Source organism: Haloarcula marismortui ATCC 43049 (assembly GCF_000011085.1).
Lineage (GTDB): Archaea > Halobacteriota > Halobacteria > Halobacteriales > Haloarculaceae > Haloarcula > Haloarcula marismortui.
In genome coordinates this window covers 2895043-2921630 of record NC_006396.1, presented here as the reverse complement: position 1 = coordinate 2921630, position 26588 = coordinate 2895043, and the positions used below count along the sequence as shown (strand labels likewise).

The 26588-nt window shown below is 61.4% G+C and carries 28 protein-coding genes and 1 tRNA gene; 23 read left to right on the top strand and 6 right to left on the bottom strand.

Going from position 1 to position 26588, the window contains the following annotated elements:
- Positions 1-25 precede the first annotated feature (25 nt).
- The 12 genes from RR_RS18675 (at position 26) to RR_RS18620 (ending at position 10994) form a co-directional block, all read left to right on the top strand.
- Positions 26-574, top strand: coding sequence for a peptidylprolyl isomerase (locus tag RR_RS18675; RefSeq protein ID WP_004964101.1), 549 nt, complete (start codon positions 26-28; stop codon positions 572-574).
- Between the two features lie 39 nt (positions 575-613).
- A complete protein-coding gene (locus RR_RS18670; protein ID WP_049939100.1) occupies positions 614-1399 on the top strand; it encodes an MOSC domain-containing protein in 786 nt (261 codons plus the stop codon).
- Positions 1400-1455: 56 nt separating this feature from the next.
- Positions 1456-1797, top strand: a complete 342-nt coding sequence (locus RR_RS18665) for a hypothetical protein (RefSeq protein ID WP_004964105.1) — start codon at positions 1456-1458, stop codon at positions 1795-1797.
- A gap of 267 nt (positions 1798-2064) precedes the next feature.
- Positions 2065-3912, top strand: coding sequence for an ABC transporter substrate-binding protein (locus RR_RS18660; RefSeq protein ID WP_004964107.1), 1848 nt, complete (start codon positions 2065-2067; stop codon positions 3910-3912).
- Positions 3913-4024: 112 nt separating this feature from the next.
- On the top strand, positions 4025-5065 hold the full coding sequence (locus RR_RS18655) for an ABC transporter permease (RefSeq protein ID WP_011224725.1): 1041 nt from the start codon (positions 4025-4027) through the stop codon (positions 5063-5065).
- Positions 5065-6522 carry an ABC transporter permease gene (locus RR_RS18650; RefSeq protein ID WP_079891014.1) on the top strand — a complete coding sequence of 486 codons (1458 nt, stop codon included), beginning with the start codon at positions 5065-5067 and terminating at the stop codon, positions 6520-6522. The genes RR_RS18655 and RR_RS18650 overlap by 1 nt, the downstream gene beginning before the upstream one ends.
- Positions 6519-7739 carry an ABC transporter ATP-binding protein gene (locus tag RR_RS18645; RefSeq protein WP_011224723.1) on the top strand — a complete coding sequence of 407 codons (1221 nt, stop codon included), beginning with the start codon at positions 6519-6521 and terminating at the stop codon, positions 7737-7739. The genes RR_RS18650 and RR_RS18645 overlap by 4 nt, the downstream gene beginning before the upstream one ends.
- Positions 7732-9069: an ABC transporter ATP-binding protein gene (locus tag RR_RS18640; RefSeq protein ID WP_049939099.1), complete on the top strand. Its 1338-nt coding sequence runs from the start codon at positions 7732-7734 to the stop codon at positions 9067-9069. The genes RR_RS18645 and RR_RS18640 overlap by 8 nt, the downstream gene beginning before the upstream one ends.
- Positions 9062-9469 (top strand): DUF7555 family protein, encoded by a 408-nt coding sequence (locus tag RR_RS18635; RefSeq protein WP_011224721.1) that lies wholly within the window; start codon positions 9062-9064, stop codon positions 9467-9469. The genes RR_RS18640 and RR_RS18635 overlap by 8 nt, the downstream gene beginning before the upstream one ends.
- 37 nt (positions 9470-9506) lie before the next feature.
- Positions 9507-10031 carry a DUF7529 family protein gene (locus RR_RS18630; protein WP_011224720.1) on the top strand — a complete coding sequence of 175 codons (525 nt, stop codon included), beginning with the start codon at positions 9507-9509 and terminating at the stop codon, positions 10029-10031.
- 148 nt (positions 10032-10179) lie between these two features.
- Positions 10180-10264, top strand: a tRNA-Leu gene (locus RR_RS18625).
- 217 nt (positions 10265-10481) lie between these two features.
- Positions 10482-10994 carry a DUF5813 family protein gene (locus RR_RS18620; protein WP_011224719.1) on the top strand — a complete coding sequence of 171 codons (513 nt, stop codon included), beginning with the start codon at positions 10482-10484 and terminating at the stop codon, positions 10992-10994.
- Between the two features lie 39 nt (positions 10995-11033).
- Here the strand turns inward: RR_RS18620 and RR_RS18615 are convergent, their stop codons facing one another.
- The gene (locus RR_RS18615) at positions 11034-11264 is read right to left on the bottom strand and encodes an Lrp/AsnC family transcriptional regulator (protein WP_004593869.1); all 231 of its coding nucleotides are present in this window, start codon (positions 11262-11264) and stop codon (positions 11034-11036) included.
- A 2-nt stretch (positions 11265-11266) separates the two neighbouring features.
- Entirely contained in the window at positions 11267-11953 is a 687-nt protein-coding gene (locus RR_RS18610) for a potassium channel family protein (protein WP_004964130.1), read from the bottom strand.
- Between the two features lie 140 nt (positions 11954-12093).
- Here RR_RS18610 and RR_RS18605 point away from each other — a divergent pair, with 140 nt between their 5' ends.
- Both RR_RS18605 and RR_RS18600 read left to right on the top strand, forming a co-directional pair.
- On the top strand, positions 12094-12324 hold the full coding sequence (locus RR_RS18605; protein ID WP_004964133.1) for an Lrp/AsnC ligand binding domain-containing protein: 231 nt from the start codon (positions 12094-12096) through the stop codon (positions 12322-12324).
- 52 nt (positions 12325-12376) lie between these two features.
- The gene (locus tag RR_RS18600) at positions 12377-12697 is read left to right on the top strand and encodes a hypothetical protein (protein ID WP_004964136.1); all 321 of its coding nucleotides are present in this window, start codon (positions 12377-12379) and stop codon (positions 12695-12697) included.
- Here RR_RS18600 and tmk read toward each other — a convergent pair.
- Entirely contained in the window at positions 12694-13281 is a 588-nt protein-coding gene (gene tmk / locus RR_RS18595; RefSeq protein ID WP_011224718.1) for a dTMP kinase, read from the bottom strand. The two genes, RR_RS18600 and tmk, sit on opposite strands and share 4 nt — an antisense overlap.
- Before the next feature lie 140 nt (positions 13282-13421).
- On the opposite strand from tmk, the gene RR_RS18590 reads away from it, so the two are divergent.
- The 7 genes from RR_RS18590 to cofG all read left to right on the top strand — a co-directional run bounded on the left by RR_RS18590 (position 13422) and on the right by cofG (position 20695).
- Positions 13422-14321: a complex I NDUFA9 subunit family protein gene (locus tag RR_RS18590; RefSeq protein ID WP_011224717.1), complete on the top strand. Its 900-nt coding sequence runs from the start codon at positions 13422-13424 to the stop codon at positions 14319-14321.
- Positions 14322-14458: 137 nt separating this feature from the next.
- The gene (locus RR_RS18585; protein ID WP_004593875.1) at positions 14459-15640 is read left to right on the top strand and encodes a tubulin/FtsZ family protein; all 1182 of its coding nucleotides are present in this window, start codon (positions 14459-14461) and stop codon (positions 15638-15640) included.
- Complete coding sequence (locus tag RR_RS18580) at positions 15618-16394, top strand: hypothetical protein (protein WP_004964147.1); 777 nt, start codon at positions 15618-15620, stop codon at positions 16392-16394. The genes RR_RS18585 and RR_RS18580 overlap by 23 nt, the downstream gene beginning before the upstream one ends.
- A complete protein-coding gene (gene cofC / locus RR_RS18575) occupies positions 16394-17020 on the top strand; it encodes a 2-phospho-L-lactate guanylyltransferase (protein ID WP_011224716.1) in 627 nt (208 codons plus the stop codon). The genes RR_RS18580 and cofC overlap by 1 nt, the downstream gene beginning before the upstream one ends.
- Before the next feature lie 83 nt (positions 17021-17103).
- On the top strand, positions 17104-18690 hold the full coding sequence (gene htr1, locus RR_RS18570) for a sensory rhodopsin I transducer Htr1 (RefSeq protein WP_049939098.1): 1587 nt from the start codon (positions 17104-17106) through the stop codon (positions 18688-18690).
- Entirely contained in the window at positions 18690-19400 is a 711-nt protein-coding gene (sop1, locus tag RR_RS18565) for a sensory rhodopsin I (RefSeq protein ID WP_004964156.1), read from the top strand. The genes htr1 and sop1 overlap by 1 nt, the downstream gene beginning before the upstream one ends.
- A gap of 188 nt (positions 19401-19588) precedes the next feature.
- Positions 19589-20695: a 7,8-didemethyl-8-hydroxy-5-deazariboflavin synthase subunit CofG gene (gene cofG, locus RR_RS18560; protein ID WP_007189144.1), complete on the top strand. Its 1107-nt coding sequence runs from the start codon at positions 19589-19591 to the stop codon at positions 20693-20695.
- A 199-nt stretch (positions 20696-20894) separates the two neighbouring features.
- Here the strand turns inward: cofG and cofH are convergent, their stop codons facing one another.
- Both cofH and RR_RS18550 read right to left on the bottom strand, forming a co-directional pair.
- Positions 20895-22247, bottom strand: coding sequence for a 7,8-didemethyl-8-hydroxy-5-deazariboflavin synthase subunit CofH (cofH, locus tag RR_RS18555; RefSeq protein ID WP_011224713.1), 1353 nt, complete (start codon positions 22245-22247; stop codon positions 20895-20897).
- A 114-nt stretch (positions 22248-22361) separates the two neighbouring features.
- On the bottom strand, positions 22362-23378 hold the full coding sequence (locus RR_RS18550; RefSeq protein ID WP_004964164.1) for a sodium:calcium antiporter: 1017 nt from the start codon (positions 23376-23378) through the stop codon (positions 22362-22364).
- 151 nt (positions 23379-23529) lie between these two features.
- On the opposite strand from RR_RS18550, the gene RR_RS18545 reads away from it, so the two are divergent.
- Positions 23530-24564 carry a phosphoribosylaminoimidazolesuccinocarboxamide synthase gene (locus RR_RS18545; protein WP_011224712.1) on the top strand — a complete coding sequence of 345 codons (1035 nt, stop codon included), beginning with the start codon at positions 23530-23532 and terminating at the stop codon, positions 24562-24564.
- 82 nt (positions 24565-24646) lie between these two features.
- Positions 24647-25207 carry a phosphatase PAP2 family protein gene (locus RR_RS18540; RefSeq protein ID WP_011224711.1) on the top strand — a complete coding sequence of 187 codons (561 nt, stop codon included), beginning with the start codon at positions 24647-24649 and terminating at the stop codon, positions 25205-25207.
- 288 nt (positions 25208-25495) lie between these two features.
- Here RR_RS18540 and RR_RS18535 read toward each other — a convergent pair whose 3' ends face one another.
- Complete coding sequence (locus RR_RS18535; protein WP_049939097.1) at positions 25496-26476, bottom strand: formyltetrahydrofolate deformylase; 981 nt, start codon at positions 26474-26476, stop codon at positions 25496-25498.
- Between the last annotated feature and the right edge of the window lie 112 nt (positions 26477-26588).

Below are 26588 nucleotides of genomic sequence, written 5' to 3'. Positions count from 1 at the left end.
CTGCCGGGCTTCCCTCCGATTGAGTATGAGTGACCTGACTGCAACCCTCCACACGACAGAGGGCGAGATCGAAGTCGAACTGTACGACGAGCGCGTGCCGACTACCGTCGAGAACTTCGTCGGTCTGGCCGAAGGGGCCGACGACTACGACGGGACCGAAGTCGGCCCGGGGACCGGCGCGTGGGAAGACCCTGAATCCAGCGAGAAGCGCATCGACCCGCTGTACACTGATATCGACATCCACCGGATCATCGAGAACTTCATGATCCAGATGGGCGACCCGACCGGCACTGGTCGCGGCGGCCCCGGCTACTCCTTCGACGACGAGTTCCACGACGAACTCAGCCACGACGGCCCGGGCGTCCTCAGCATGGCCAACAGCGGCCCGAACACCAACGGCTCGCAGTTCTTCATCACCCTCGACGCCCAGCCCCACCTCGACGGCAAGCACGCCGTCTTCGGGAAGGTCATCGACGGAATGGACGTTGTCGAGTCTATCGGCAGCGTCGACACCGACCGCAACGACGCGCCGACCGAGGAGATGCTGCTGGAATCGGTCGACGTTCACCGGTAACCAGACAACGTTTTCGTTGTTCCGACCGAGCAACCGATAGTGGCACACGTCGAACGACTCACCGTCTACCCCGTCAAGGCACTGGACGGCATGGACTGCGACTCAGTATCGATGCGTCCGGGCGGGACGCTGGCGCACGACCGCGAGTTCGCCCTGTTCGACACCGACGGCGACGTGGTCAACGGGAAGCGAACCCGCCGCGTCCACGACATCGACACCGGCTACGACACCGAAACGGGGACGCTGTCGGTCACCACCGACGGCGATAGCGCGTCGTTCAGACTCCGGGATGCAAGTGATCGCACCCGAGCCGCCGACTGGCTCAGCAAATTTTTCGATGTGGACCTGACCGTCGAGCGCGACGAGACACTTGGGTACGTCGACCGGCGGGAAATGGGGCCGTCGGTCATCAGTACCGCGACACTGGAAACGGTGGCATCGTGGTTCGATGACGTGACTGTCGACGGACTGCGCCGACGACTCCGGGCGAACGTCGAGGTCGGCGGCGTCCCGGCGTTCTGGGAAGACCGCTTCGTCGGCGCGGACGCTCCAGCGTTCCGGGCCGGCAGTGTCCGCTTCGAAGGGGTGACACCCTGCGGTCGCTGTGTGGTCCCGCAGCGAGACCCCGACACCGGGAAGGAAACCCCGGGGTTCCGAGAACAGTTCATCGAACGCCGACAGGAGACGTTTCCGGAGTGGGCCGACCGGGACGCCTTCGACCATTTCTACACCCTGATGCTCATCGCCCGCGTTCCTGAGGCCGACCGCGACGCGGCGCTCGCCGTCGGGGACCCCGTCGAGGTCGTCTCGACGACTGAGACGTAGCGGCGAACAACGGCGAGACCGACAATCGAAAGACGGTCCATCCCGAACGGGGCGTAATGGCAGACGCGGACGACCACGTCGACCCGAGCGAGTTCGGCGAACAGGACGGCCCCCCGGTCGAGGAGAAGCCCTACAAAATAATCTTCGAGGCGAACAAGTGCTTCGGCGCGGGCAAATGCGCCGAGAAGTCGCGCAATTGGACGCTTGACCTGGACACTGGCATCGCCAAGCCCGAGGCGTACTTCATCGACGAGTCAGACCTCGATCACAATATCGCGGCCGCGGAGGCCTGTCCAGCCAAGAAGGACCGGGGCATCATCCACGTCATCGACCGGCGAACGAACGAAGAAATCGCCCCGGACCCAAACGGCGACGGGTCACTCTCCGTCGACTGGTAGCGCAGTTTCTGACAGCGGCCGCTGTTACTCCCACCTATCAATCCACATAAAAACCAGTGCGCGCGGTCAATACCGCCGATAATTCCGTTGTGTGGGGTGGAATATTTGCATTCAGGTAACATTCACTACAGGATATATCATGTAAGATTACTATAGATAATAAACTGAATTTCTTCATGCGAGCAGTTTAATATTTCAAGCTACTGTATGACATAACTTCTATTTGTAGGGGGCAATTTGGGTATCAATATGCCACGTTCAAGTAGCATGGAACGGCGATCGTTTCTGAAAGCAACGGGCAGTGCTGCGGCGGCCGCAGCGCTGGCGGGATGTTCCAGTGATAGTGACGAGACTGAGGGAGCAGAGGAGGGAACCGGCGGCGGCATGGACTCGACAGACGACAGTGGGGGCGATGTCGGGACCGACCTGAAGGAAGAGGGGGACCTCTGGCGGGTCAACACGGGGACGATGACGACGATGGACCCGATCGAGGCGACCGACACCCAGTCGGGAATCGTCATCCAGCAGATGTTCGACCCACTGATGAACTATCCCGACAGTCAGCCCGCTGTAGAGGGGCTTATGGCTGCGGACTATGAGGTATCTGAGGACTTCACAACCTACACGTTCCAGTTGAAGGATGCAACCTTCCACAACGGGGACACCGTAACCGCCAGCGACTTTGTCTACGCGTTCGAGCGACTGACTGCATCTAGCAACTCCAGTCGTGCCTACTTCGTTCTGGACTCGCTGGGCGTGACACACGAGACGACGACCGAGACGGTCGACGGCGAGGAACAGGAAGTGTACCAGTCCGGGACGCTCGGCGTCGAAGCTATCGACGAAACAACGCTCGAAATCCAGCTGGAATCACCGTTTGCATCCACGCTGGAAATGCTCGCGTACTCCTCTTTCTCACCGGTTCCTGAGGGCATGGTCGGCGATATCGAAGGGTATGAGGGCGAGATGACACAGGCCGAGTTCTCCAGTTCGAACCCGGTCGGGAACGGTCCCTTCGAGTTCGACACGTGGGACTCCGGCACTGAGGCCAGGGTCAGCGCGTACGACGACTATTACGGCGAGAGCGCGAGCGTCGACGGCGTCCACTTTGCGGTCATCGAGAACGATTCGGCCAATTACAACTACGCGATGAACCGCAATGCCGACATCTTCGAGCTCCCCACGGCGCAGTACGACCCCGGGAAGGTGTCCGTCGAAGAGGAAGACGACCAGGGTCGTCAGATCGGGTCCTACGGCGAGTTGCGCAACGGCGCCACGGCCAATTACTCCGCTGTATCGAATATCGGGGTGTTCTATCTCGGGTTCAATATGGCCAGCGTACCCAAGCCGGTCCGTCAGGCGGTCGCGTACGCGATGAATCAGCACACCGTTGTCGAACAGGTGTTCAAACAGCGCGGCGAGCCCGCCTACAACTTCACGCCGAAGTCCATCTTCCCCGGCGGCGCCCAGAACTACAACGACCGCGCCGAAAACGAGTACCCGTACGGCTACGACGACAGCCAACTCGGAGAGGCCCGCTCGGTGATGGAAGAAGCTGGCTACGGCGAAAACGAGCGGTTCGCCATGGAGCTGACAATCTACGAGTCCGGTGTCTGGAGCGAAACCGCAAGCATCCTTCGAGACCAGCTACAAAGTGTCTACATCGACCTCGAAGTCAATCAGGCGCCGTTTAACACGCTGCTTGAACGTGGCCGCAACGGCGAGCTAGAGATGTACTCGCTTGGCTGGGTCGCCGACTGGCCCGCCCCGGACAACTTCCTCCAGCTGCTGAACCCGCCACAGACTGACACGAGCCTCGATTTCCCGATTTCGTACGTCAACTGGCAGCCGGAGAACGGCGACGCTGCCCAGCAGGCTGAGGAGGCATATCAGGCGATCGCCGAAAACCCGGCACCGACGGAAGAGGACCAGACCGCCCGGAACGACGCGTACCTCGAGATGGAGAACGCGAACTGGGAAGACGTCGCCATGCTGCCGGTGTATCACGAGCTGACTGAGCTGTTCTGGTACGACCACGTCGACTTTGCTCCGCCTGCCGGGATGGGACCGAGCCGACAGAAAATGAACACTGTGTCGCTCGGAGACAGAGAGTAATCGCGTCCCTGCTGGCGTGACCGTCCCCGTCACGGTTGGTGACGGGAACAACTTCGCAGCCCTCAGAGATTATGAACTCACAAGTACCCGTACAACGGAGACAAGCTAAGCCATGAGCCGCGCTACGTATATGCTCAAGCGCTTGGTACTGTCAATCCCTGTTATCATTTTCGGGACGACAGTAACGTTTGCAATCATTCGACTGGGGCCGCTCAGCCCCGCAGCGGCGATCCTCGGGCCGCAAGGCGATGCGCGCGCGATTCGACAGATCGAGCAACGATTGGGACTGAACGAACCGCTCTGGGAACAGTACTTCGAGTTTATGAGTGACCTGTTCTTGTTCGATCTGGGCCAGTCGTGGGTGGTCAACTCCGGGACGCCGGCCATCGACCTCATCATTAGCTACGCACCGCGGACGATCTGGCTCGGATTCTGGGCGGTCCTGATCGCCCTTGGAATCGGCATTCCGCTTGGCTTCTACGCCGGCCTGAATCCGAATACGTTCTCGGATTACTTCGCCTCCTTCGGTGGGATTGTCTGGCGAGCGATGCCGAACTTCTGGCTCGCGGTCATTCTGGTGACGGTGCTCTCGCAGTCGGAACAGCTGTTCGGGTTCAGCTGGACCAGCTTCATCGTGGAGACGAACGTCGTGACCTCGCCGAACCTCGCCGTGCTCAAGAATCCCACGAGATTGATAACTGACCCGGGACAGGCATGGACCAACCTCGCGAAAGCGACAAAGCAGATACTGCCGCCCGCACTGGTGCTCGGGTCCGCGTCGATGGGGACAGAGATGCGTATCGGCCGAACTGCCGTGCTCGAAACGATCAACTCGAAGTACGTCGAAACGGCCAAGGCCAAAGGCGTCTCACCGCGAGTACTGGTGTGGAAGCACATCTTCCGAAACGCCCTGATTCCGCTCGTGCCGGTGATCACTGCGGAAGCGTTCATCCTGATTGGCGGGTCAGTACTCGTCGAAACTGTCTTCTCGATTAACGGTATCGGTCTTCTGTTCTTCCGGGCGGCAGAGCAGGGTGACCTCCCGCTTGTTGGAACACTGATGTATCTGTTTATCCTCCTTATCGTCGGGCTGAATATCGTACAGGACTTCGCGTACACAATTATCGACCCACGCGTGGGGTACGACGCATGATGGAGACAGAACTCACCGAAGACATCGATCAACCGTTGCGGGACCGACTCAAGGCCCACCCCAGGCCGGCACTGCTGTGGGGGGCCGGGCTCTGTCTCCTGTTGTTGCTTGAGGGACCGACGTACCTCGATGGGCTGCTCGGCGCGATTGGCTTCGGACTCGGGCTACTTCCGGGCGCGCCCGGTGCCGAGGCGTTCGCCAGTGCGTCGGCGTTCTTCAGCGAACTGCCGCACCTGCTGAGCCGCGAACTGATACCCAACCGAGGATACTACGACGGGAGCGCCTGGCAAGGCACGTTCCTCGGCCTTGAGCCGAAGTACGCATGGCTCATTCGCTTCCTGCTGGTGTACGTATACGTTGCAGTCTTGCTGGGCTGGCTGTGGTACGGGTATGTGACGTTCCGCCGGCACTATCGCGCCGCTGACTGGACGCCGACTGACGACGTCATCGACCGACTCCGAAGCCACTACTGGGGCCTGTTCGGACTTGCGGTCGTCGTCTTCTTCATCACGATGGCCGCGTTCGCGCCCGTTGTCGGCCCAACGACGGCCGAAGAGAATATCGAGGGACCGTACTCCCACGATATGCAGTACTACGACGCGGACACGGAAACAGTCGAAACAATTACGATCGGCGAGGCGAATCTCGGTTCCGCTTCCCGCGGGAGCGGTGACAGCAACGTCGGAATCTGGAGTTACGACGACTTCGGGCGGTTCCATCCCGTCGGAACGCTCGTCAGCGGCAAGGACCTGTTCACCTTCCTCGCCTTTGGTGCACGGGTGTCGCTGTTCATCGGCCTCGGATCGATGGCGATTGCAGGCTTTATTGCGACGACGCTGGCATTAGTTACCGCCTACTACAAGGGGGTGACTGACCTCATCGTGGTACTGACCAGTGACTCCGTGCAGGCAATGCCAGCATTGTTGCTGGTGATTCTTGCGACAGTGGTGTTCAAGAATCACTGGATAGCAGAGCTGTACAACGGGGCGATGCTGTTCATCCTCCTGTTCGCGTTAATACGCTGGCCGGGGCTATGGCGAGCGGTGCGTGGCCCTGCGTTACAGGTCGGGGAACAGGAGTGGGTCGACGCGGCAAAGAGTTACGGCCAGCGACCCACTGTGATCATGCGGAAACATATGGCACCGTATATCCTCGGCTATCTCTTGGTTTATGCCTCGCTAACACTGGGCGGGGTCATTATTTCCGTCTCTGCCCTCTCGTTCCTCGGACTCGGGATTACCGCCCCGACTCCTGAGTGGGGGCGGGCGATCAACATTGGACAGTCGTACATCGCCAGTCAGTCCTGGCACATCTCGCTCATTCCGGGTATCCTGATTACGCTGGTCGTTACCGGGTTCAACGCACTGAGTGATGGGATTCGTGACGCTATCGACCCACAGAGCGAGGGTGCTGAAGGCGGTGCAACTGGCGCGGCCGCCGGGGGTGGTGGCGGATGAGCCACACCGAAGACGGCGAGCCACTGCTGGCCGTAGACAACCTCCGGACAGTGTTCCACAGCGACCGAGAGGAGATCCGCGCTGTCGACGGGGTGTCCTTCGAAATTGCTCGCGGCGAGACACTCGGTATTGTCGGCGAATCCGGCTCCGGCAAGAGTGTCACCGCGCGCTCGATAATGGGACTGGTCGAAAGTCCGGGCGAAATCCGCGAGGAGTCGTCCATACGATTAGACGGGAGAGAGTTGACGGCGCTTTCAGAGAAGGAGTACCGGTCAGTTCGTGGCGGGGACATCGCGATGGTGTTTCAGGACCCGCTGAGCTCACTCAACCCGGTGTACACTGTCGGGAACCAGATCATCGAGGCGCTAGAGCTCCACCGCGATATGGAAGGTGCCGAAGCCAAGTCGGAAGCCATCGAACTGCTGCGTGCAGTCGGCATCCCCGACGCGGCGCGGCGTGTCGATGAGTTCCCACACGAGTTCTCCGGCGGGATGCGCCAGCGAGCCGTCATCGCGATGGCACTGGCCTGTGACCCTGACCTGCTCATCTGTGATGAGCCGACGACAGCGCTCGATGTCACTATTCAGGCCCAGATTCTGGACCTGTTGCAGGAGATTCAGACGGAGCGTGACATCGGCATCATGTTCATTACGCACGACATGGGCGTCATCGCGGAAGTTGCTGACCGCGTCGCCGTGATGTACGCCGGCGAAGTCGTTGAGCAAGCACCCGTCAAGGAACTGTTCGCAAACCCACACCATCCATACACGCAGGGACTTCTGCAGAGTATTCCCGGCCGGAACCCCAGTACGGATCGGCTGCCCACTATCGAAGGGGACGTGCCGACGCCGCACGAATCGGCGTCGTTCTGCCGATTCGTCAGCCGGTGCCCGAAGGGCTTCGACGAGTGTGAGCGGGTCCATCCCGCCCACGTCGAGGTCGGCGACTCAGCAGACCACACCGCCGCCTGTCTCCTGTACCCCGAAGATATGCCTACCGACGACACTGTGACACAGCACGAAGCGAACGCAGACCAGACAGGTGCCGAGGCAGACGAAGCGCTGTCGGCAGACGACTGGCCGGCTGCGAAGCGAAACGCCGGAGAGGATACCAGTCCGGTCGGGTCCGACGACAGCGATGCCCGGGCTGATGGTGGCCACGGCCACAGTGCCGGGGACACCGGCGGACACAGTGAGGGAGGTGACCCAGATGAGTGAATCAGTCGTCGATACCGTGTCGCACCAAGCCGACGAGACGTTGCTCGATGTACAGGACCTGAAGACGTACTACGAAGGCGGTGGACTGCTCGGGGGAGACCCGGTGAAAGCCGTCGACGGCGTGAACTTCGAAATCTCACGCGGCGAAACATTCGGGCTAGTCGGTGAATCCGGCTGTGGCAAGACAACTCTGGGTCGGACGCTCATCCAGTTGGAGACGGCTACGTCTGGGACGGTCTCCTTCGATGGAACCGATATAACCGAGCTCAGCGGCGGCGACCTCAAGCAGTGGCGCCGCAACGCCCAGATGGTGTTTCAGGACCCCGAGTCGAGCCTCAACGACCGGATGACTGTCGGCGAGATTATCCGCGAACCGCTGGACGTTCACGAACAGGGCACGGCCCGCGAGCGTCGGGAGAAAGTGCGGACACTGCTCGATCAGGTCGGGCTCATGCCGGAGCACTACTACCGATATCCCCACCAGTTCTCCGGCGGGCAGCGACAGCGCATCGGCATTGCTCGCGCACTCGCACTCGAACCGGAGTTCGTCGTCCTCGACGAACCCGTTTCGGCACTCGACGTGTCCGTTCAGGCCCAGATACTCAATCTGCTGGAGGAGCTCCAAGAGGAGTTCGGTCTCACGTACCTCTTCATCGCGCACGACCTGAGCGTGGTCCGGCACATCTGTGACCGCGTCGGGGTGATGTATCTCGGGAACCTCATGGAAGTCGGGCCGACGGAACAGTTGTTCCAGAGCCCAGAAAACCCCTACACGCGCGCATTGCTGTCGGCGATTCCAGAACCGGATCCGACGGTTCAGGTGGATCGGATCACCCTGCCGGGCTCACCACCGAGTCCACGGGATCCGCCGCAGGGGTGTCCCTTCGCAACGCGGTGTCCCGTCCGGATCCGCCCGGAAGACATCGAAGCCAGCGACGCAGTGTGGGACCGGATTCGAGAGTTCCGTGATGTCATTCGCGAGCGGTCGCGCGCGGAACAGTCGATCGGTGAGCGGCTCAAGGAACGACTCGGGTTCGACACCGCACTGGCCGACAGTGAGGAAATCGTCGAAGAGGAGTTCAGCGACGTGACCCTTCCGCCGGACGTACAGGAGCACGTCGAGCAGGCGGCGTCGTATCTCAGTGATGGCGACCCCGACGCCGCTCGTGCCTACCTCAGAGAAGTGTTCGGCAGTCAGTGTGACACCGAAACGCCGCAGTACTACGATGTCGACGATGGACGGATGAGCTTCTGTCACCGCCACGCACAGGAGCACGTCTCCCCTGGCGACGAACTCCGCCAACGTGGCTACGACACGCACGATGGATAACCTGGCGGGAAAGATACTCGATCTGCTGTGGTACGCCCTCGGCGTAACGCTCACAGCGACGCTTATCGGTGGCGTGCTCTCGCCGCTCCGTGGCGGTGGCTGGGTGACAGTGAAATTCGCACTGTTTTTTATCGGCTTCGCGCTGTTTGGCTACGCCTCGGTCACACTGTGGCGTGCGCCATCTCTCGATTCCGATGAGTCCGATGAATCAGACGTGTCGTTTGGCGTGTCAGCGCGGGAGCGGACGCCGTTCGAGTCGGTGCTGGCTCGTGCCGTGCCACCCCTCGATACGCTCGCCCCACCCGAAGACCGATTCTCGCCGCCAGTGAAACTCTTTGTTGCGAGCCTGTTCGTCCTCGGGCTCTCTCTGAGCATGGAAGTCGTCTTCGGCGTCCGGTGACACCACCATTTACCTCCCACGGGCGTAACGACTGGATATGGTTAAGACAGGTGGCGAGGGGACGGACGACCTCGAACGGCTTGCCGCTGGTTCGGACGAGCGCAAGGCATCGTGGAAACAGACGCTAGAAGAGACACAGGCACTGGCAGACCAGCGGCGGTCTAACGGCCGCGAGGCCGTCGTCGTCCCGGCCGGGGATGCGGGCCTGCAGACAGTCGACGACGGTGACGGGCTCGAACTCGTGTTCGTCATTCCGGGCAACAAGGCCGAAGACGTGACGCGGCTAGTCGAATCGAACCCCCTCGAAGCGTATGACGTGTATCGGCGGACGGTCGGAGAACAGGTATTTCTGGCTGTCGAGTACTTCGACCCAGACGCCGCCTCGTTGTTCATCGCTGGCGCGTACAAGCTCCAGGATGCCGGGAACACGGTTACCGCTGCGAACGACGGCGCGACGTTCCAGACGATGCTCAGAAAACTGGACGGGACCCCGGTCGCAACGTTCAACCACGCGGACCGGACGAAGTTCCTCCCAACAGACAGGCTCCCTGTCGACGAGTAGGTATCGGCATCGGAGAGAGTGACAGCCACGTCGATGTGTCACGGTCCGTATCCAGTGTCGCCGACGTGACGGCGGTGGGACACGATAAGGCATCTCGCAGCCCGAGACCGAAAGGACCATTCACTAGCCCCCGCAGAGTTCAATCTGCGCGAGGGTAGCCGAGCTTGGCCAAAGGCGGTGGGCTTAAGACCCGCTCCCGTAGGGGTCCGTGGGTTCGAATCCCATCCCTCGCATTCTGCGACGAGTGGACATGAGGAGCGATATTTGCCACAGTAGTCCACAAGAGACAACCCTGACCGCTCGTCTGTGACACACTCGACAGTCCGACTTGGCCCAGATGTGGCACAGCCTGTGTGGGTTAGGGCTTCGGGTACGGCAGTGACAGGCGATTCGACCGGAGAGTGTCCGGACACGACGCGTTTTTGCACCTCTGTGGCCTATACCGGCGTAATGACTGATGTGCCAGATGACGTTGCCGAAGCGTTCGACCGACACGATGCACTCGTCTCGGCTGGAGATAGCTACGCGGTCGAGACGACGAACTTCGACGGCCGCGTGACCGCGTCTGAGGGCGAAGAGTGGCGGACAAACTACGAGGTGACGGTCAGAGCGCCGTCGCTACAGGCCGCGACAAGCGATGAGGTTGGTGACGCCGTCGTCGATGGCTGGCTTGAGACGCTGGAGCGACGGCTTGAGGACGCGCCGAAAGCGACCCGAACCGCTGTCGAGCTGGACGATTACAGCGTCGTTGAGGCCGGCGAGCAGGTCGTGGTCACGTTCCAGTACACAATGGGTGGCGAACGGCAGGCCGCGGACGTCGCCAAAACCTTCGTCGAGTACGTCGAGGGGACGTACGTCGAGGGCGTCATTCCCGGCTACGACTATGTCGGCGTCGTGGCTGACCTGCTCAATTCGGCGAGTACCGGCGGGAGCGAGGGGTCTCGCGGCGGGACACCACTGTAGTTGTACATGTCGAGCACGGAAACAGGGTAACAGCCAGCCTCAGTCCATCGCGATATAGGTCTGTGTCGTTTCGACACCCTGGATTTCCTGGATGTGTGTCGCTGCGACATCCTTGACTTCGGCGGGCGTCTCCACGTTCACTTTTGCGATAAAGTCGACGTCACCAGCGACGATGTGGGCCTCGACAACGCCGTCAACGGCTTCGATGTCATCCTTCAGACGGTCCGCGTCACCAGTGTGGGCTTTGACCATCACGTAGGCAATGACCATGTTCAGGCACCTCCAAGCGCAGTCGCGCGTTCTGATTCACCGACAACGATACTACGAACGTCAGAGAGCGTCCCGAAGTCGGCCAGTATCACGACCCGGTCGCCGGCCTCCAGCGTTTCGTCCGGGTCGGGAATGGCGAGCGGGTCCTCGCCTTTCCCGTGCGCCATTAGCCGGGAATCCGATGGCAGCTCCAGCTCCGACAGCGAGTACCCTTCCATCGGCGATTGTCTCTGAATAGTAAACTCCACGAGCTGGAGGTTCTGTGCGATGTCGGCGACCGCGCGGATGTTGCCGCCAAGCAGCGCGTTCTTTGCGGCGATAGCACCCAGCCGTTCGGGGTAGATGACCTCGTCAACGTCGGAGGCGTAGCGTCGGTAGATCTCCTCGCGGTAGTCCTCGTCGATACGCATAACGGTTCGACAGCCGTGTTCCTTGGCGATCATACAGGCAACGAAATTGTCGTTCAGGTCGCCGGTGAGCGCGCCGAGCGCGTCGGCAGCTTCGAGGTCGGCGTTGCCGAGCGTCTCCTCGATAGCGCCGTCGCCCGCAATTACCTCGAAACCAGCCGTTCGCGCGCGTTCGACGGCGTTCTCATCGCGCTCGATGAGGACAACTTCGTGGCCACTCTCTTGCAGGACGCGAGCCGTCCGCAATCCGACACGACCTGCACCCACGATAACGAATCGCATACACCCTCCTATGGGGCGGGGGTGAATAAAAGTACCCACCCGGTGGAACCACCGGACGCCTTGACCACGATATCAAACAACAAGGCTATTGTTGTCGACTGACGGAAGCTTTTTCGTGCTATGACACGACACACCACAATATGGTTAGCGCGTTTATTATGATCAAGACCGCTGCTGGCAAATCCGAAGAACTCCTTGCGGCAGTTCGTGACGCCGAGGGCATCACCGAGGCACATATCGTCGCCGGGCAGTACGATATCATCGGCGAAGCGACGGGTACGGAAGTGTATGATATCATGCAGTCGGTCTCGGGTCACGTCCGAGACCTCGACGGCGTCGCCGACACGCGCACGTACATCTGTTTGGAGTGAGCGCCCCGCGTTGTTCCGACACGGCAAAGGGACTTGCCACCCTACGGGGAACATGGTCAGTGTCGCCGGTATTATCGGCCTGCTCGTCATCGTGCTGGTCAACAGTGCTGTGACGGCGCTCATGACGCGCTTTTTCCGCGTCCGCTTGAACACGCGGTGGGGGAGCCTCGTTTACTCGCTGCTCCTCTGTCCGGTAGTCATGGTCGTCATTCTCATCGTATTGAGCGGAGTGTTCAAACTCGGTGCAAATCTCGGGAGCCAGACGGCTGTCCTCCTCGTGACTGTCGTTATTCCACTCGCTACCGGGATTACGTTCGATTACTTCTGGATGCCAGCCCCCGACGAGGTCGAACTGCCGGCGTCGATGGATTAATCGAGAATCGCTGCCCGGACCCGTTCGTACACCGTGTCTGGGTCGGCGGTTGCGTCGACGCGAACGAACCGCTCCGGGTCGGCTTCGATAAGTCGCTCGTAGTTGTCACGAACCGTTGTGAGATACTCGGCGGTCTCAAACTTGTTCGTCGCGCCGCTTCGCCGTGCGGCGGTTTCGGGATCGAGGTCGAGATACACGGTCCGGTCCGGCGGGCGGGTCCAGGGGGCATGGACTTCTCGGACGTACGATAGCGGGTCGTCGAACGTCCCACTACCTGCGAGTGTCGCACCCTGATAGGCGTACCGCGAGTCACTGTAGCGGTCGGAGACGACGAGCCGACCCTCGTTGAGTGCCGGTCGGACCGTCTCCGAGAGGTGTGCGGCGTGGTCTGCCGTATAGAGGAACAGTTCGGCCAGCGAGTCCGCGTCGTCGTTGTCGATGGAGCGCTGGACGGCGTCTCCGTACCAGGTATCCGTCGGTTCGCGCGTGAACACAGTTTCGCTGGGGACAGCGTCGTCGCTCCGGAGCCGTTCCCACACGGTCGTCTTGCCGCTCCCGTCCAGTCCTTCGAGCGTGACGAGCATACCTCACAATCTGTGTGGGGGGACGTAAGCGCCCCGACCTGGTCGGTGCATCCGTAGACTGACACAAGTGACCGGACTGCGGGCCGGTCGGGCAAAGAAATACGCCCACCTTTACGGTTCTACCGACCGTATCGGAATCCATGGATGTACTTGTCGTTGGCGGGACCGGATTTATTGGACAGCACCTGTGCCGTGCGCTTGACGAACAGGGACACGCTGTCACTGCGCTGTCCCGGTCTCCGGAGGACGCGACACTCCCAGACGGTGTCGAAACCGTCGCCGGAGATGTCACAGACTACGGTAGCATCGAGAGCGCGTTCGAGGGTCAGGACGCGGTGTATTATCTGGTCGCACTGTCGCCCCTGTTCAAGCCGGATGGCGGCGATAAGATGCACGAACGTATCCATCTCGGCGGGACCGAAAACAGCGTACAGGCCGCAGAAGAGCACGGCGTCAACCGATTCGTCCAGCTGAGCGCACTGGGTGCAGACCCTAATGGCGACACGCATTACATCCGGTCGAAAGGACAGGCCGAGCAAGTCGTTACGGGGTCCTCGCTGGACTGGACCATCTTCCGACCATCAGTCGTCTTCGGCAAGGGCGGGGAGTTCGTCTCCTTCACGAAGCGCCTCAAAGGGATGTTCGCGCCGGGTGTCCCGCTGTATCCGCTTCCCGGCGGCGGTAGTCAGACAAAGTTCCAGCCCATCTGGGTCGGTGACCTCGTGCCGATGCTCGTCGACAGCATCGAATCCGAGGAACACGTCGGCGAGGCCTACGAGATCGGTGGGCCGGAAGTACTGACACTCAGAGACGTGACCAATCAGGTGTACGATGCAGAGGGGTCGTCGGTAAGCATCGTTCCCCTTCCGATGCCGCTCGCGAAGGTCGGCCTCTCTGTCTTGGGAAGCGTTGGCTTCCCGATGGGCGCTGACCAGTACCGTTCGCTCAAATTCGATAACAGTCCGGCAACAAACGATATCGACGCGTTCGGCGTCAGTAGTGGCTCTTTAACGACACTCAGCGGATACCTCCGCGGATAATCACTGGTAGTAGCCTCCACCTATAGGGGTTTGTGTCAGAATAGATTTGTTTTCAAGCGTGGCTTTCAGGACTGAGAGCCGGGCAAAACACTTATACTCGCCATCGCTCTTTGACCCTTTAAGCGGAGAACCATATAATGAAACTGGCGATGATCGGCTTCGGGCAGGCCGGTGGCAAAATTGTGGACAAATTTCTCGAGTACGACAAGGAAACCGGCTCGGGAATCGTCCGCTCGGCTGTTGCGGTTAATACAGCAAAAGCAGACCTGCTTGGGCTAGAACACATTCCGGAAGAGAATCGAGTGCTCATTGGCCAGGCCCGCGTCAAGGGCCACGGCGTGGGCGCGGACAACGAACTCGGCGCGGAAATCGCCGAAGAGGATATCGACGAGGTGCAGGGTGCGATTGACAACATCCCTGTCCACGAAGTCGACGCCTTCCTCATCGTCGCCGGTCTCGGCGGCGGGACCGGATCGGGCGGGTCGCCGGTCGTCGCAAAACACCTCAAGCGCATCTACACCGAACCGGTGTACGGCCTGGGCGTCCTGCCGGGCAGTGACGAGGGTGGCATCTATACCCTCAACGCCGCCCGCTCGTTCCAGACGTTCGTGCGCGAGGTGGACAACCTGATGGTGTTCGACAACGACGCCTGGCGACAGACTGGCGAGTCCGTCGAAGGCGGCTACGACCACATCAACGAGGAGATCGTCCGGCGCTTCGGCGTGCTGTTCGGGGCTGGTGAGATCGAGGCTGGCGATAACGTCGCCGAAAGCGTCGTCGACTCCTCCGAGATCATCAACACGCTCGACGGCGGCGGCGTGTCCACCGTCGGCTACGCCTCCGAGGACGTCGAGGTATCCTCTGGCGGCGGCGGCCTGCTCTCGCGGTTCAAGGGCGACGACTCGTCAGACGATAGCATGGATACGGCTAACACGACGAACCGTATCACGTCGCTCGTTCGGAAAGCCGCGCTCGGCCGGCTGACACTCCCCTGTGAGATCGAAGGTGCAGAGCGTGCCCTGCTCGTGATGGCAGGGCCGCCAGAGCACCTGAACCGGAAGGGGATAGAACGCGGCCGGAAGTGGCTCGAGGAGCAGACCGGTTCGATGGAGGTCCGCGGTGGCGACTATCCGACTAACGCCCCGAAAGTGGCCGCATCCATCCTGCTGGCTGGCGTTCACAACGTTCCACGGATCAAGGAACTCCAGCAGGTCGCCATCGAGGCACAGGACAACATCGACGATATCCGTAACCAAAGCGAAGATAACTTAGAGGACTTGGTCGAAGACGACGAAGATGAACTTGATCCGCTATTCTAATAAGACCGCCGTACTCCTCTGTGTCGTCGCACTGCTCGCGACCGCCGGCACAGCGAGTGCATTCTCTGTCTCTGCCGACGGGGTGCCAACCGAGAGTGCCGTCGGCGAAGAGGTGTCGGTGACGTACACGATAGACGACCCGTTCACCGACGCACCGAACGAGTGGACGCTCGCCGGTTCGACCGAACTTCAGAACGTTAGCTGGACGGTCACTGTGTTGCGTGCGGGGAATCAGGTGAATCAAGAAACCTACGGCGACCAGTCCTTCGAACAGGATCTGGAGATCGATAATAACGGTGACCAAGTTCGCGTCGAACTTGTCGGCACGACGCCGGCCATCTCGAACTACACGTATGAGCCGGCGCAGAACTATCAGGTCGCCGCGCTCAGTCGAGTCAGCGGCAACAACGAAGAGGAGTTCCGCAGCGACACCGCCCACCACTACACCGAAGAGAGTCAGGCGGCCAGGCAGGCAATCGACGACGCACAGGCTGCAATCGACGCGGCCGGTGGGAACGAAGGCGCTGAGGAACTGGTCAGCAGCGCTATCTCCTCATACGAGAACGGGAACTTCCAGAACGCTCAGGACCTCGCCGGGCAGGCCGAGAGCCAAGCACAGCAGGCCCAGCAGAGCGCTCAGACCCAGCAAACGCTGCTGCTGGTCGGTGGCGGACTCATCGTCCTCCTGTTGCTGGTCGGTGGCGGCTACTACGCGTACGCCCAGATGAGTGAGGACGAATACTCCAAGCTGTAATGCGTCTCGCCGTCCCCGTCTCGGGGTCTACCCCTAAAACGCGACTCGCATCCGTTCTTTCTCCCGACGAGCGCCGTGATTTTACCGAAGCGATGCTTGCAGACGTCGTCGACGCAGTGACATCAGCGGGCCACGAACCCGAAGTCATCTCGACAGCGCCCCTCGACTGTGCCGTTCCGGTCACCGTCGACGACCGCGGGCTTGATCCGCTCGTCAACGACCTGCTCGCGTCGACGGTGACTGACGACGAAGGGGCACTTGCCGTCGTGATGGCCGACCTCCCGCTTGTGACCCGGGAAAGCATCGAACGACTGCTTGCTCCCGAAGCCGATGTGGTGCTGGCTCCGGGTCTAGGCGGTGGGACGAACGCCTTCGTCTGTCGGCATCCGGAGTTCAGGGTCGACTACCACGGCGCGTCTATCCGCGACCATCGGGAGACCGCCCGAGACGTGGGAGCCAGCGTTACCGAAGTTGACTCACGGCGGCTTGCGACCGACATCGACGAACCGGACGACCTCGCTGAGGTGCTGCTACACAGCGACGGCGCGGCCGCCGACTGGCTCAAACAGTCAGGATTCGAGCTGACAGCCACCGGTGGACGGGTCGACGTGGAGCGATTTCGGTAGTTTGACCGAGGTCTCAGCCGCCCTAGTATCAATACTGATACTTCCGAGTTTACATTTAGGTAGTTGCAGACTACTATCCATATGTGACTATTTCTAGTGTCAAGCAGAGCTATGGGGCCAAGCTCGGTGTCGGATACATCGCAACGGCTACCCTGCTTATCACTGTCGGGGTGGTAACACAAGATGTTGCATCGACAGTCGTCGCCGGCATCGCCGGTTTACTGACGCTTGGCTCGATCAACGCAGCCGAAACGGTTGCCAGCATCACCGAGTTATCAGCACAGACACAACGGGTGGCAGACGGAGACCTCGATATCGAAATCGACTCGACGCGTACCGACGAGTTCGGGGACCTTGCTGACTCTATCGAGCAGATGCGCGTCTCGTTGCGCGATCGACTGTCAGAGATGGAGGCCGCGAGGGCAGACCTCGAACAGGCACAGACTGACGCAAACGAGGCACAGGCAGAGGCAGAGGCTGCTGAGGAGGAAGCCAAGGAACTCGCCACAGCCTACCAGGACATTGCAACAGAGTACGGGACAGTCATGGCAGCCGCCGCAGACGGCGATCTCACGCAGCGTGTCGATGTGGCCACTGAGTATGACGCTATGGAGACCGTCGGCCAGTCGTTCAATAGGATGATGGATGAGTTACAGGAGACGATCGAGACGGTCACCGCCGTTTCGAAGCGTATCACAACTGAAACTGACGAGATAACCGAAACGAGTCGGCGAGTCCAGCAGGAGGTCGACGCGGCTGTCGAAACGGTCGCCGATATCCAGACGCAAGCAACCGACCAGCAGACAAAACTCGAATCAGCTGCAGTCGATATTCAAGACGTGAGCGCGTCAGCAGAGGAAATTGCCGCAACAATTGACGACCTTGCCGACCGGAGCAGTGAGGTCGAGGAAGCCAGCAGTGACGCTCGGACAGCCTCGGAAACAGCCCTGACGGAGATGGACCAGATACAGGCTGATGCAGCTGACGCTGTCACACAGGTCGAAACCCTCCAGCAGCGAATGGCCGAGATAACGGACATCGCGGATATCATCTCAGAGATCGCGGAGCAGACAAATATGCTGGCACTGAACGCGTCGATAGAGGCCGCTCGCGCTGGTGGACAGGGCAGCGGTGCGGACGGGAACGGGTTCAGCGTCGTTGCAGACGAAGTCAAGTCACTTGCGGAAGAGACGCAGTCGCGGGCTGACGAGATAGCAACGGTCATCGCGGAGGTATCTGAGCAGACAGAGGAGGTGACTGACTCGATACAGGCGACGGAGACGCGAGTCGAAACTGGTACTGAGACCGTCGAATCGGCCCTGTCGGAAATTGCGACAATCGCGGAGGCCGTCGACGACATCTCAGCCTCCATCGAAGAGATGCGAGAAACTACCTCGGAGCAGGCAGACACCGTTCAAGCGACGGCCGACTCGATAGCGGATGTCACCGAAGCAAGCGCGGAGACAGCGACGACTGCGGAAGAAATGTCGACACAGATCCGTCGGCAGCGGGACGTCGTCAAGTCGATTTCCGACTCACTCGATTCCTTCCGTGAAACCGCGGTTGACGACCTCGAATCTCGAGTTCGACTGTTTACCATTAACACAGATACCACAGCGGCAAGCCAGACGCGCGCCGTAGGGTCGCCGTCAATTGGAGGTGACGACTGATGGACGCCGTTTCAGTCGTGTACGGGATAACCGCCGCTGGCTTTGCGGTCGGTGTCGCCATTGTCGGGTTCCTCTATGCGTCGCTTGAGGGGTCCGACGAACGGCCAATTCTGGCGGCACTAGCGCTTATACCCGGGGTTGCAGGTATCTCGTACGTTGCGATGGTGTTCGGTATTGGTACCGTAACCATCGGCGAGACGACGCTTGTCGGGTTCCGATATCTCGACTGGGTGGTGACGACGCCGCTGCTGGTCGGGTTTATCGGGTATACTGCCGGCGCGTCGCGACGCGCGATTTTCGGGGTCATGGCGGCAGACGCCCTGATGATACTTGCAGGCGTCGGGGCGGTCGTCGCCGCCGGGACACTGAAATGGGCACTGTTCGGCGTCTCGGCAGTGTTCCACATCTCGCTATTTGCCTATCTGTACCTCATCTTCCCGCGCTCGGTTCCGGACGACCCACAGCGTATCGGCCTGTTTAGCCTCCTCAAGAACCACGTCGGGCTGCTGTGGATCGCGTATCCGCTCGTCTGGCTTGCTGGCCCCGAGGGACTTGGATTCGCGACCTACGTCGGTGTCAGCATCACCTATGCGTTTCTCGACCTGCTGGCGAAGGTCCCTTACGTGTACTTTTTCTACGCCCGACGGCAGGTGTTCGCCACGAAACTGCTTCGGGATTCGGGTGACACCACAGTGACGCCGGCGGACTAAGCAGTAGCGGGCACCGAGGTGTCGTCGATCACGCGGCACTTCGGAGCTGATAACGGTTCACAAGTAACCGGCGTGTCACGACACACTGATTCTGTTGTCATGTGGCCAGTTTCGACCGTCCACAACTACTGGCACAGGCCATCACACACGACTGAAGGTTTTTGTCCGTGGGGTGCCCACCCCGGGACGTGATACCCGGCACGGACGCGTATGACATCGCTATCGAGATTTCGGACGCCGACATTGAGCGACTGCTGTCGGTGATGCCCGAAGATGTCGAGGCCGCGTCGGCGCTGTCCTACTGCCGGAACGTGTTCTTACCCCTGACGACCGCCTGCCGCTACACCTGCACCTATTGCACGTACTACGACCCGCCGGGGCAGGCAGAGCTGATGGACCGCGAAGAGATCCGGGAGACCTGCCGCCGCGGGGCCGACGCCGGCTGTACCGAGGCGCTGTTTACCTTCGGCGACGACCCGGACGACCGCTACACCGCGGTCCACGACCAGCTCGCCGAGTGGGGCCACGACTCCATCCACGAGTACCTCCGGGAAGCCTGCGAAATCGCGCTGGAGGAGGGGTTGCTCCCGCACGCCAACCCCGGCGACCAGACACGCGAGCAGATGGCCCACGTCGCCGACCTGAACGCCTCGATGGGCGTGATGCTTGAGACGACCACAGAGGTTCAAGCACACGGTGGCCCGCGGGCGAAAAACCCCGGTCAGCGACTCAACACCCTCCGGGTGGCCGGCGAACTCGGCGTTCCGTTCACAACGGGCATTCTCGTCGGCATCGGCGAGGACTGGCACCACCGCGCAGAGAGCTTGCTCGCTATCCGAGAGATGCACGAACGCTACGGCCATATTCAGGAGGTCATCATCCAGCCCGTCGTCGAGAACGAGCGCTGGCAGGGCGGCTCCCCCGACTTGGCGACAATGCGCCGGGTGACAGCAATGGCCCGCGCGGCCCTTCCCGAAGAAGTGTCCGTACAGGTCCCCCCGAACCTCGCGCCCGCCCGGGACCTGACTGACTGTGGTATCGACGACCTGGGCGGCGTTTCTCCGGTCACAGTCGACCACATCAACCCCGAGTACGAGTGGCCCGCGCTGCAGGAACTGACCGCCGTCGCCGAGGCCGCCGAGGTGCCACTGAGCGAGCGGTTGCCGGTCTACGACCACTTCGTCGACGACGGCTGGCTCTCTGCCCCCATCGAGGCGGCTATCGAGGCCGATAATGACGCCGGCGACCGGTTCCGGTCGATACTGGACCGGGGTGTGAATCCAGTGACGCTGTGACTCCGGCGGCCAGTCTGCAGGTGAACGGTCGCCACGGCCAAACAGACACTGGACAGCAATCACCTAGCAGTCTAGGCGGTATCTACACATACGCTGGCGTACCAATATATATCATGCCTGGGCGTGCCTCTGACAGCAGTTCTAGGCGGAATACTCTACCACACCGGCCACGGCCAGTGCCCAGCCGTGGTCCACTAATTCAGTCGAGTAATGGCGTTCCGTCAGCCCGTGGTCCGAGTTGCGGGCCGAGCACGTCGGCGTCGGGGTCGATAACGCGGCGCTGCTCGTAGTCCGTCGAGCGCTCGACGGGCGTCCGGCCGATGGCAGTGATCATGTCGGCGTACTCCTGAAACGACCGGAACTCGCCGTAGTCGCCGCCGGCGCGCTTGGTGATCTCTTCTGAGAGAATCGTCCCCATGAAGTCGTCCGCGCCGCAGGTGAGCATCTTCAACCCCTGCGTGTCACCGTATTTGACCCACGAGGCTTGGATGTGGTCGACGTTGTCGAGGAAGAGCCGTGAGACGGCGATCATCAGTTCGTCCTCGTCGACCGTCGCGCCGCCGTCGACCATGCCACGTTCGTACAGCGGCGTCTCCTCGTGGACAAAGGATAGCGGGACGAACTCTGTGATTGCGCCGGTTCGGTCCTGCAGGTCACGGATGCGCTGCAGGTGCAGCGCACGGTGGTACTCGTTCTCGACGTGGCCGTACATCATCGTCGAGGTCATATCGAGGCCAACCGACGCAGCCGCCGCCATCGCTTCGAGCCACTCGTCAGTGCGGATTTTTCCCGGGCAAATAACGTCACGGACCTCGTCAACGAGGATTTCGGCAGCCGTGCCGGGGACGCTGTCGAGCCCGGCGTCTTGCAGTCGGCTGAACACCTCCTCGTAGGACCAGTCAGTGCCCCGGCGGGCGTGATAGGCTTCCTCCGGCGTCATCGAGTGGAGATGGATGTCGCCGACGTTCATCGCGTCGAGCTGTTCGCAGTATGTGGCCGGGTCCGTCTCGTACTCGTCGGGCGAGCGGTAGTTCAGGTCTCCGCGGTCGCTCGTCTCCAGTATCTCCCGGTGTTCGGTGTCCAGCGCGAGCGCAGGGTGGAGTCCAGACACCGAGCAGACCTCGTAGATGCCCCGGTCAAGAGCGTCCTGTACGATTTGACGGGATTCGCTCGGCGTCTTCGTGAAGCCGCCGTGGTCCTCCTGATAATCGCTCCGGAACTGCTCGGAGCGGTCCTTGAAATTACAGAACAGGCAGCCCGTGTTGCAGGCCGTTGTGACGTTGTTGTTGAGGTTCGCGACGAAGGTGACCTCGTCACCGACGACCTCGGCCCGACGGCGGTCGGCCGCTTCGAGCACCTGCTCTTTCCGGTCGTGGTCGATACCGTCCCGGTCAGTGCCCGTGGTAAAGAGTTCGACGGCGTCGTCAACTGTCAGTCGCGTCCCGTTTCTCGCCTTGGCGAGGGCGTTCTCGAACGACTGGTCAGTCGTCGGACGGTGCTCGAACTCGGTGGAGCCGTCCGGAGTACCGACGGTCTCTGGGACGTCCGGCATTGCTGGACAGGAGGGAAAGAACGGTCAAAAGCGTATGGGTACGCACACGGATCACAAGGTCGACAGGGCCCCGTGTTCCGGGAGACAAGCAGCTGCAATTCCGGGAACACTCCATCAGGTCGGCAATACGCCACCGACCCAGCCCGCAGTCTCGACGATAACCCAGGCAACGAAAGCCGCGTACGCGCCGAGCAACGCATACGATTCGAGTTCGCTCAACACAAGGTCGGTTCGGAGGACGGTGAACAGAAGAATCGTTGCCCCGGTCAGGACGCCGAACATCGGCACGGCCATCGCGAAGTCGACGGTCCACGTGCCGGCAATGAGAACGCCAAGCGGGATAGCGACAAGCAAGTCGAACGTATTCGAGCCGAGAACGTTTGCGAGCGACGTGACCCCGCGGTCGTCGCGGGCTGCTCTAACACTGACGAGCGTGTCGGGGAGACTCGTCGCCGCCGCGAGAATCGTCACACCGAGCAGAAACTCCTGAACGCCGGCGGCCCGACCGATGACTCTGACGGCGTGGACGAGGTTCTCCACGGCCACGAGGATGACAGCCAGGCCCAGCAGAAGAAAGAGCCACTCCCGCCCGACCGAGATGTCGGCAGTCCAGTCCTCTTCGGGGTCGTGGTCGGCCGTATCCTGATACTGGATGAAAACGTACAGTCCGTAGAGCGCGAGCGGAATCGCCGCCAGCGGCCGCGTGATAACGCCAGTGAGTGTGGCCTCACCGGGATAGTAGATGACCGCAAGCGCCATCGTAATAAGCAGGACTGAGACGGCGAGCATGTAGAACTGCGCCTCCTTGTAGACGAGTGTCCGGCTCGATTCGAGTTCGTCGTCCGTGGCAATACCCGCAGCTGCGGGAATAATGAGAATGTTGAAGATTGCCGACCCGACGATTGCGCCGACGCCAAGCGGCATTGACCCGCCAAGCGCCGCGACGACGACCGTCGCGACCTCCGGGAAACTTGACCCGACGGCAACGATGATCGCGCCCTGAACGACGTCTGGGAGGCCGTAGTACGTCGCGAGCCGCTCGCTCGATGATTCGAGCCAGTCGCTCCCTTTCCATATCGCGACCGTCGCGGCGACGATGATCGCAGCCTCGACCAACAGACTGGAAGCCATCAGACAGTCAGTCGACGGCCCGACAGAAAACCTTGCCTTCCGAGCGCGAGTGATACTGTCTGTGAAGAATTTCGCTACCGCGAATATCTTACAATAGTTACAGCCGACAGTATGAGAAACGTCTTTGTCCCCGGCGCAAAAGGCGGGCACAATGACGAGCGTCAAGGAATTTCGCGTGGACGAACCGGCGACGGCCGAGGGGCTTGGCCGCGGCGCGTTCGTGTTCACGGACGACTACTCCGTATTCGACTGGGGGAAGATGCCGGACCAGATCCCCGACAAGGGCGCGTCGCTGTGTACGATGGGCGCGTACAACTTCCAGCTACTCGAGGAGAACCACGTCCCGACCCACTACGAGGGCGTGAGGCTCCCCGACAGCGACGAGGTGCGTGACCTCGGCGAGGCGCTGTCGGCCGACGCCGCCCCCGAGGAGATGGTCATCGAACTCACGCAGGTCCCGGACCTCCCCTTCGAGGACGGGAGCTACGACTACGACGCCTACCACGCGGGGGCCGACGAGAACTACCTCATTCCCCTGGAGATCGTCTTTCGGAACCGGGTCGGCGTCGGGTCGTCACTGCGGTCCCGGACCGAGCCTGCCGACCACGGCCTTGACTACGACACCTGGCCCGAGGAAGTCGTCGACCTCGACGAGCCGATCGTCGAGTTCTCGACGAAATACGAGGAACAGGACCGGTACCTCGACCGCGAGGCGGCCGACCGGATCGCCGGCGCGGCCAGCATCGACCGCCTCGAAGAGCTGGCTCGGGCAGTCAACCACATCGTTACGGAACAGGCCGCCGAGGCCAACCTGATCCACGAGGACGGGAAAATCGAGTGTCTGTACTACGACGGAGAGATCCGCGTGGCCGACGTGGTCGGCACGTTCGACGAGAACCGCTTCTCCTACGAGGGACAGCAGGTCTCGAAGGAGGTCATCCGCCAGTACCACAAGCGAACCCAGCCCGAGTGGGTCGAGGCCGTGGGCGAGGCGAAAAACGAGGCCGATGTAGAGGGCGTCGCCGATTGGAAGGCGCTCTGTGATGAGTCACCGGAACCGCTCGATGACGACGTAATCAAAGTCGCGCGCGACCTCTACTGCGCCGGCACAAACGCCTACGTCGGCGGCGACGTGTTCGACGCGCCGTCACTCGACAATGCTGTCGATGCCGCAAGCGAACTCTGACGCCGGTGTGACACGGCGGCGCTGCCGCCTCGCCGACAATCGCCGGTGCTGATATACCACAGCAGCCCCTCAACTGTGGCACATGGAGGAGGTCGTCAGCGAACTCATCGATATTATCGTCGCTACCGACGACCAGACGGTGTCGCTGATACTCCAACTCCGGAACCCACTTCTCACGAAGGTCCTGACCTCGGTGACCGGGCTAGGTTCGGCGGCGGCGGCAGTCGTGTTTCTCGGTTTCTTCGGTCTGGCCGGCTGGGAAGACGAGCTCCTGATGGCTGCCGTGGCGCTGGTGCTGACTGGCGTCGTTGTCGGGGTGCTTATGCAAACAGTGCAGCGGCCGTTTCCGCCTGCCCCGGTGTGTATGACCGGGGACACCGGCACCGTCGCCACGTCGTTTCCCTCCGGTCACGCGGCCGCCGTCGTCGTCTTTGCAATGACAGCGCGCCAGTCGCCGCGGCTTCCGTTCGGCGTCGTCGCCGGCCTCGCGGCGACGGTGTCGTTCTCGCGGGTCTATCTCGGCACGCACTACCTCTCAGACACCGTGGCTGGCGTGGCTATCGGGGTACTCGCGTTCGCCGCCGCGAAGCGACTCGTCGACCGGTCCGACTTCCTGTCGCGAGCTCGACCGGTTCTGGACTGAACCACGGCATATGTCTGTGCGGCCCGGAGTCCAGTTTTTGTGTCGGCAGGCCTGCTTTGCAACACATAGAGGGAGCCGACCGCTTCATGTTCTGGATGCTCTCCGAGACTGTCGCCACCGCGGGGTGGCGAATCGATTGCCGCAGTTACAGCCAGAAGGATGGCCCGTCAGCAACAAGCAAGGCTGACATGCGAGCACGCACCGTCGCTCGAAGCGTTCGCGGCGTCACGTCCAGAAACAGCCCCGTTGCGCCACCGTTTCCGGAGTGAGACGCCGAGCGGCGGTGTCTCAGTCGTCGGCTTCGAGTTCGTCGTCCCCGGCAACGAACTCGCCAAGGCCGTCGATCGGACGGTCGGGGTTCAGCTGGTCGAGTTTCTCCGGTGCACCAAGCTGGGCCGAGGTTTCCTCGGGGTCCCGCAGTTTCGTCCGGCCACGATGGACGTTCACCTCGTCGTCGAGGTGGAGCTTGATGGCCTCAATGAGTGCCTCGGCTTCGAGCGGCTGGCCGATCTGCTGGAGCTCCTCCTCAGTGGCGTCGTCGGGGACGTTGAACGCGCGCTGGGTGATGATCGGTCCCTGATCCAGATCCGTCGTCACGTAGTGGGCGGTGACGCCAGCGATGCGGACGCCCTCCTCGATAGCCTGCATATATGCCGACGCACCGGGGAAGGCGGGGAGCAGGCTCGGGTGGACGTTGATGATCCGGCTCTCGTACCGGAAGACGACATCGGGCGAGAGGATGCGCATATACCGGGCCAGCGCAATGAGGTCAGCGTCGTACTGTGCGAGCAGATCGAGCAGTTGGTCCTCGTCCGGCGTCCCCTTCTCGTCGCCGATGTCGTGGAACGGAACGTCGTATTTGGCCGCCAGCGGTTCGAGGTCGTCGTGGTTCCCGATGACCACCTCGATGTCGGCCCCGAGGTCGCCGTTGGCCCACGCCTCGAACAGCGCCTCCAGACAGTGAGACTCCTTCGTGACGAGGACGGCGATGGTCTGGGTCTCGCGGTCGGCGGGGAACCGGACCTGCACGTCGACGCCGAGTGCGTCGCCCAGTTCGGTGAGGTCTTCGCGGAGTTTCTCCTCCGTCGTCACCATCCCGGACGTGTCGACGCGCATGGTCATCCGGAAGACCCCTTCTCGGACAGCCTGATCGAGGTCTTCGATGTTGATGCTGCGCTCGAACAGGAGCGAGGTCACTTCGGCGATGAGGCCCGTGTCGTCCTCGCCGACGACCGTAATCTCAGTCAAATCGCGAGTCACGATACCCACCTTCGGACAGCGTCGTCATTCATTTGACGCAGAGTCGGCAGTCCCACGGCAAAAGCCTTCGTTTTCCACCGAGCGTGGCCGCCAACCATTTGTGTGTTAGTCCGTGAACGTC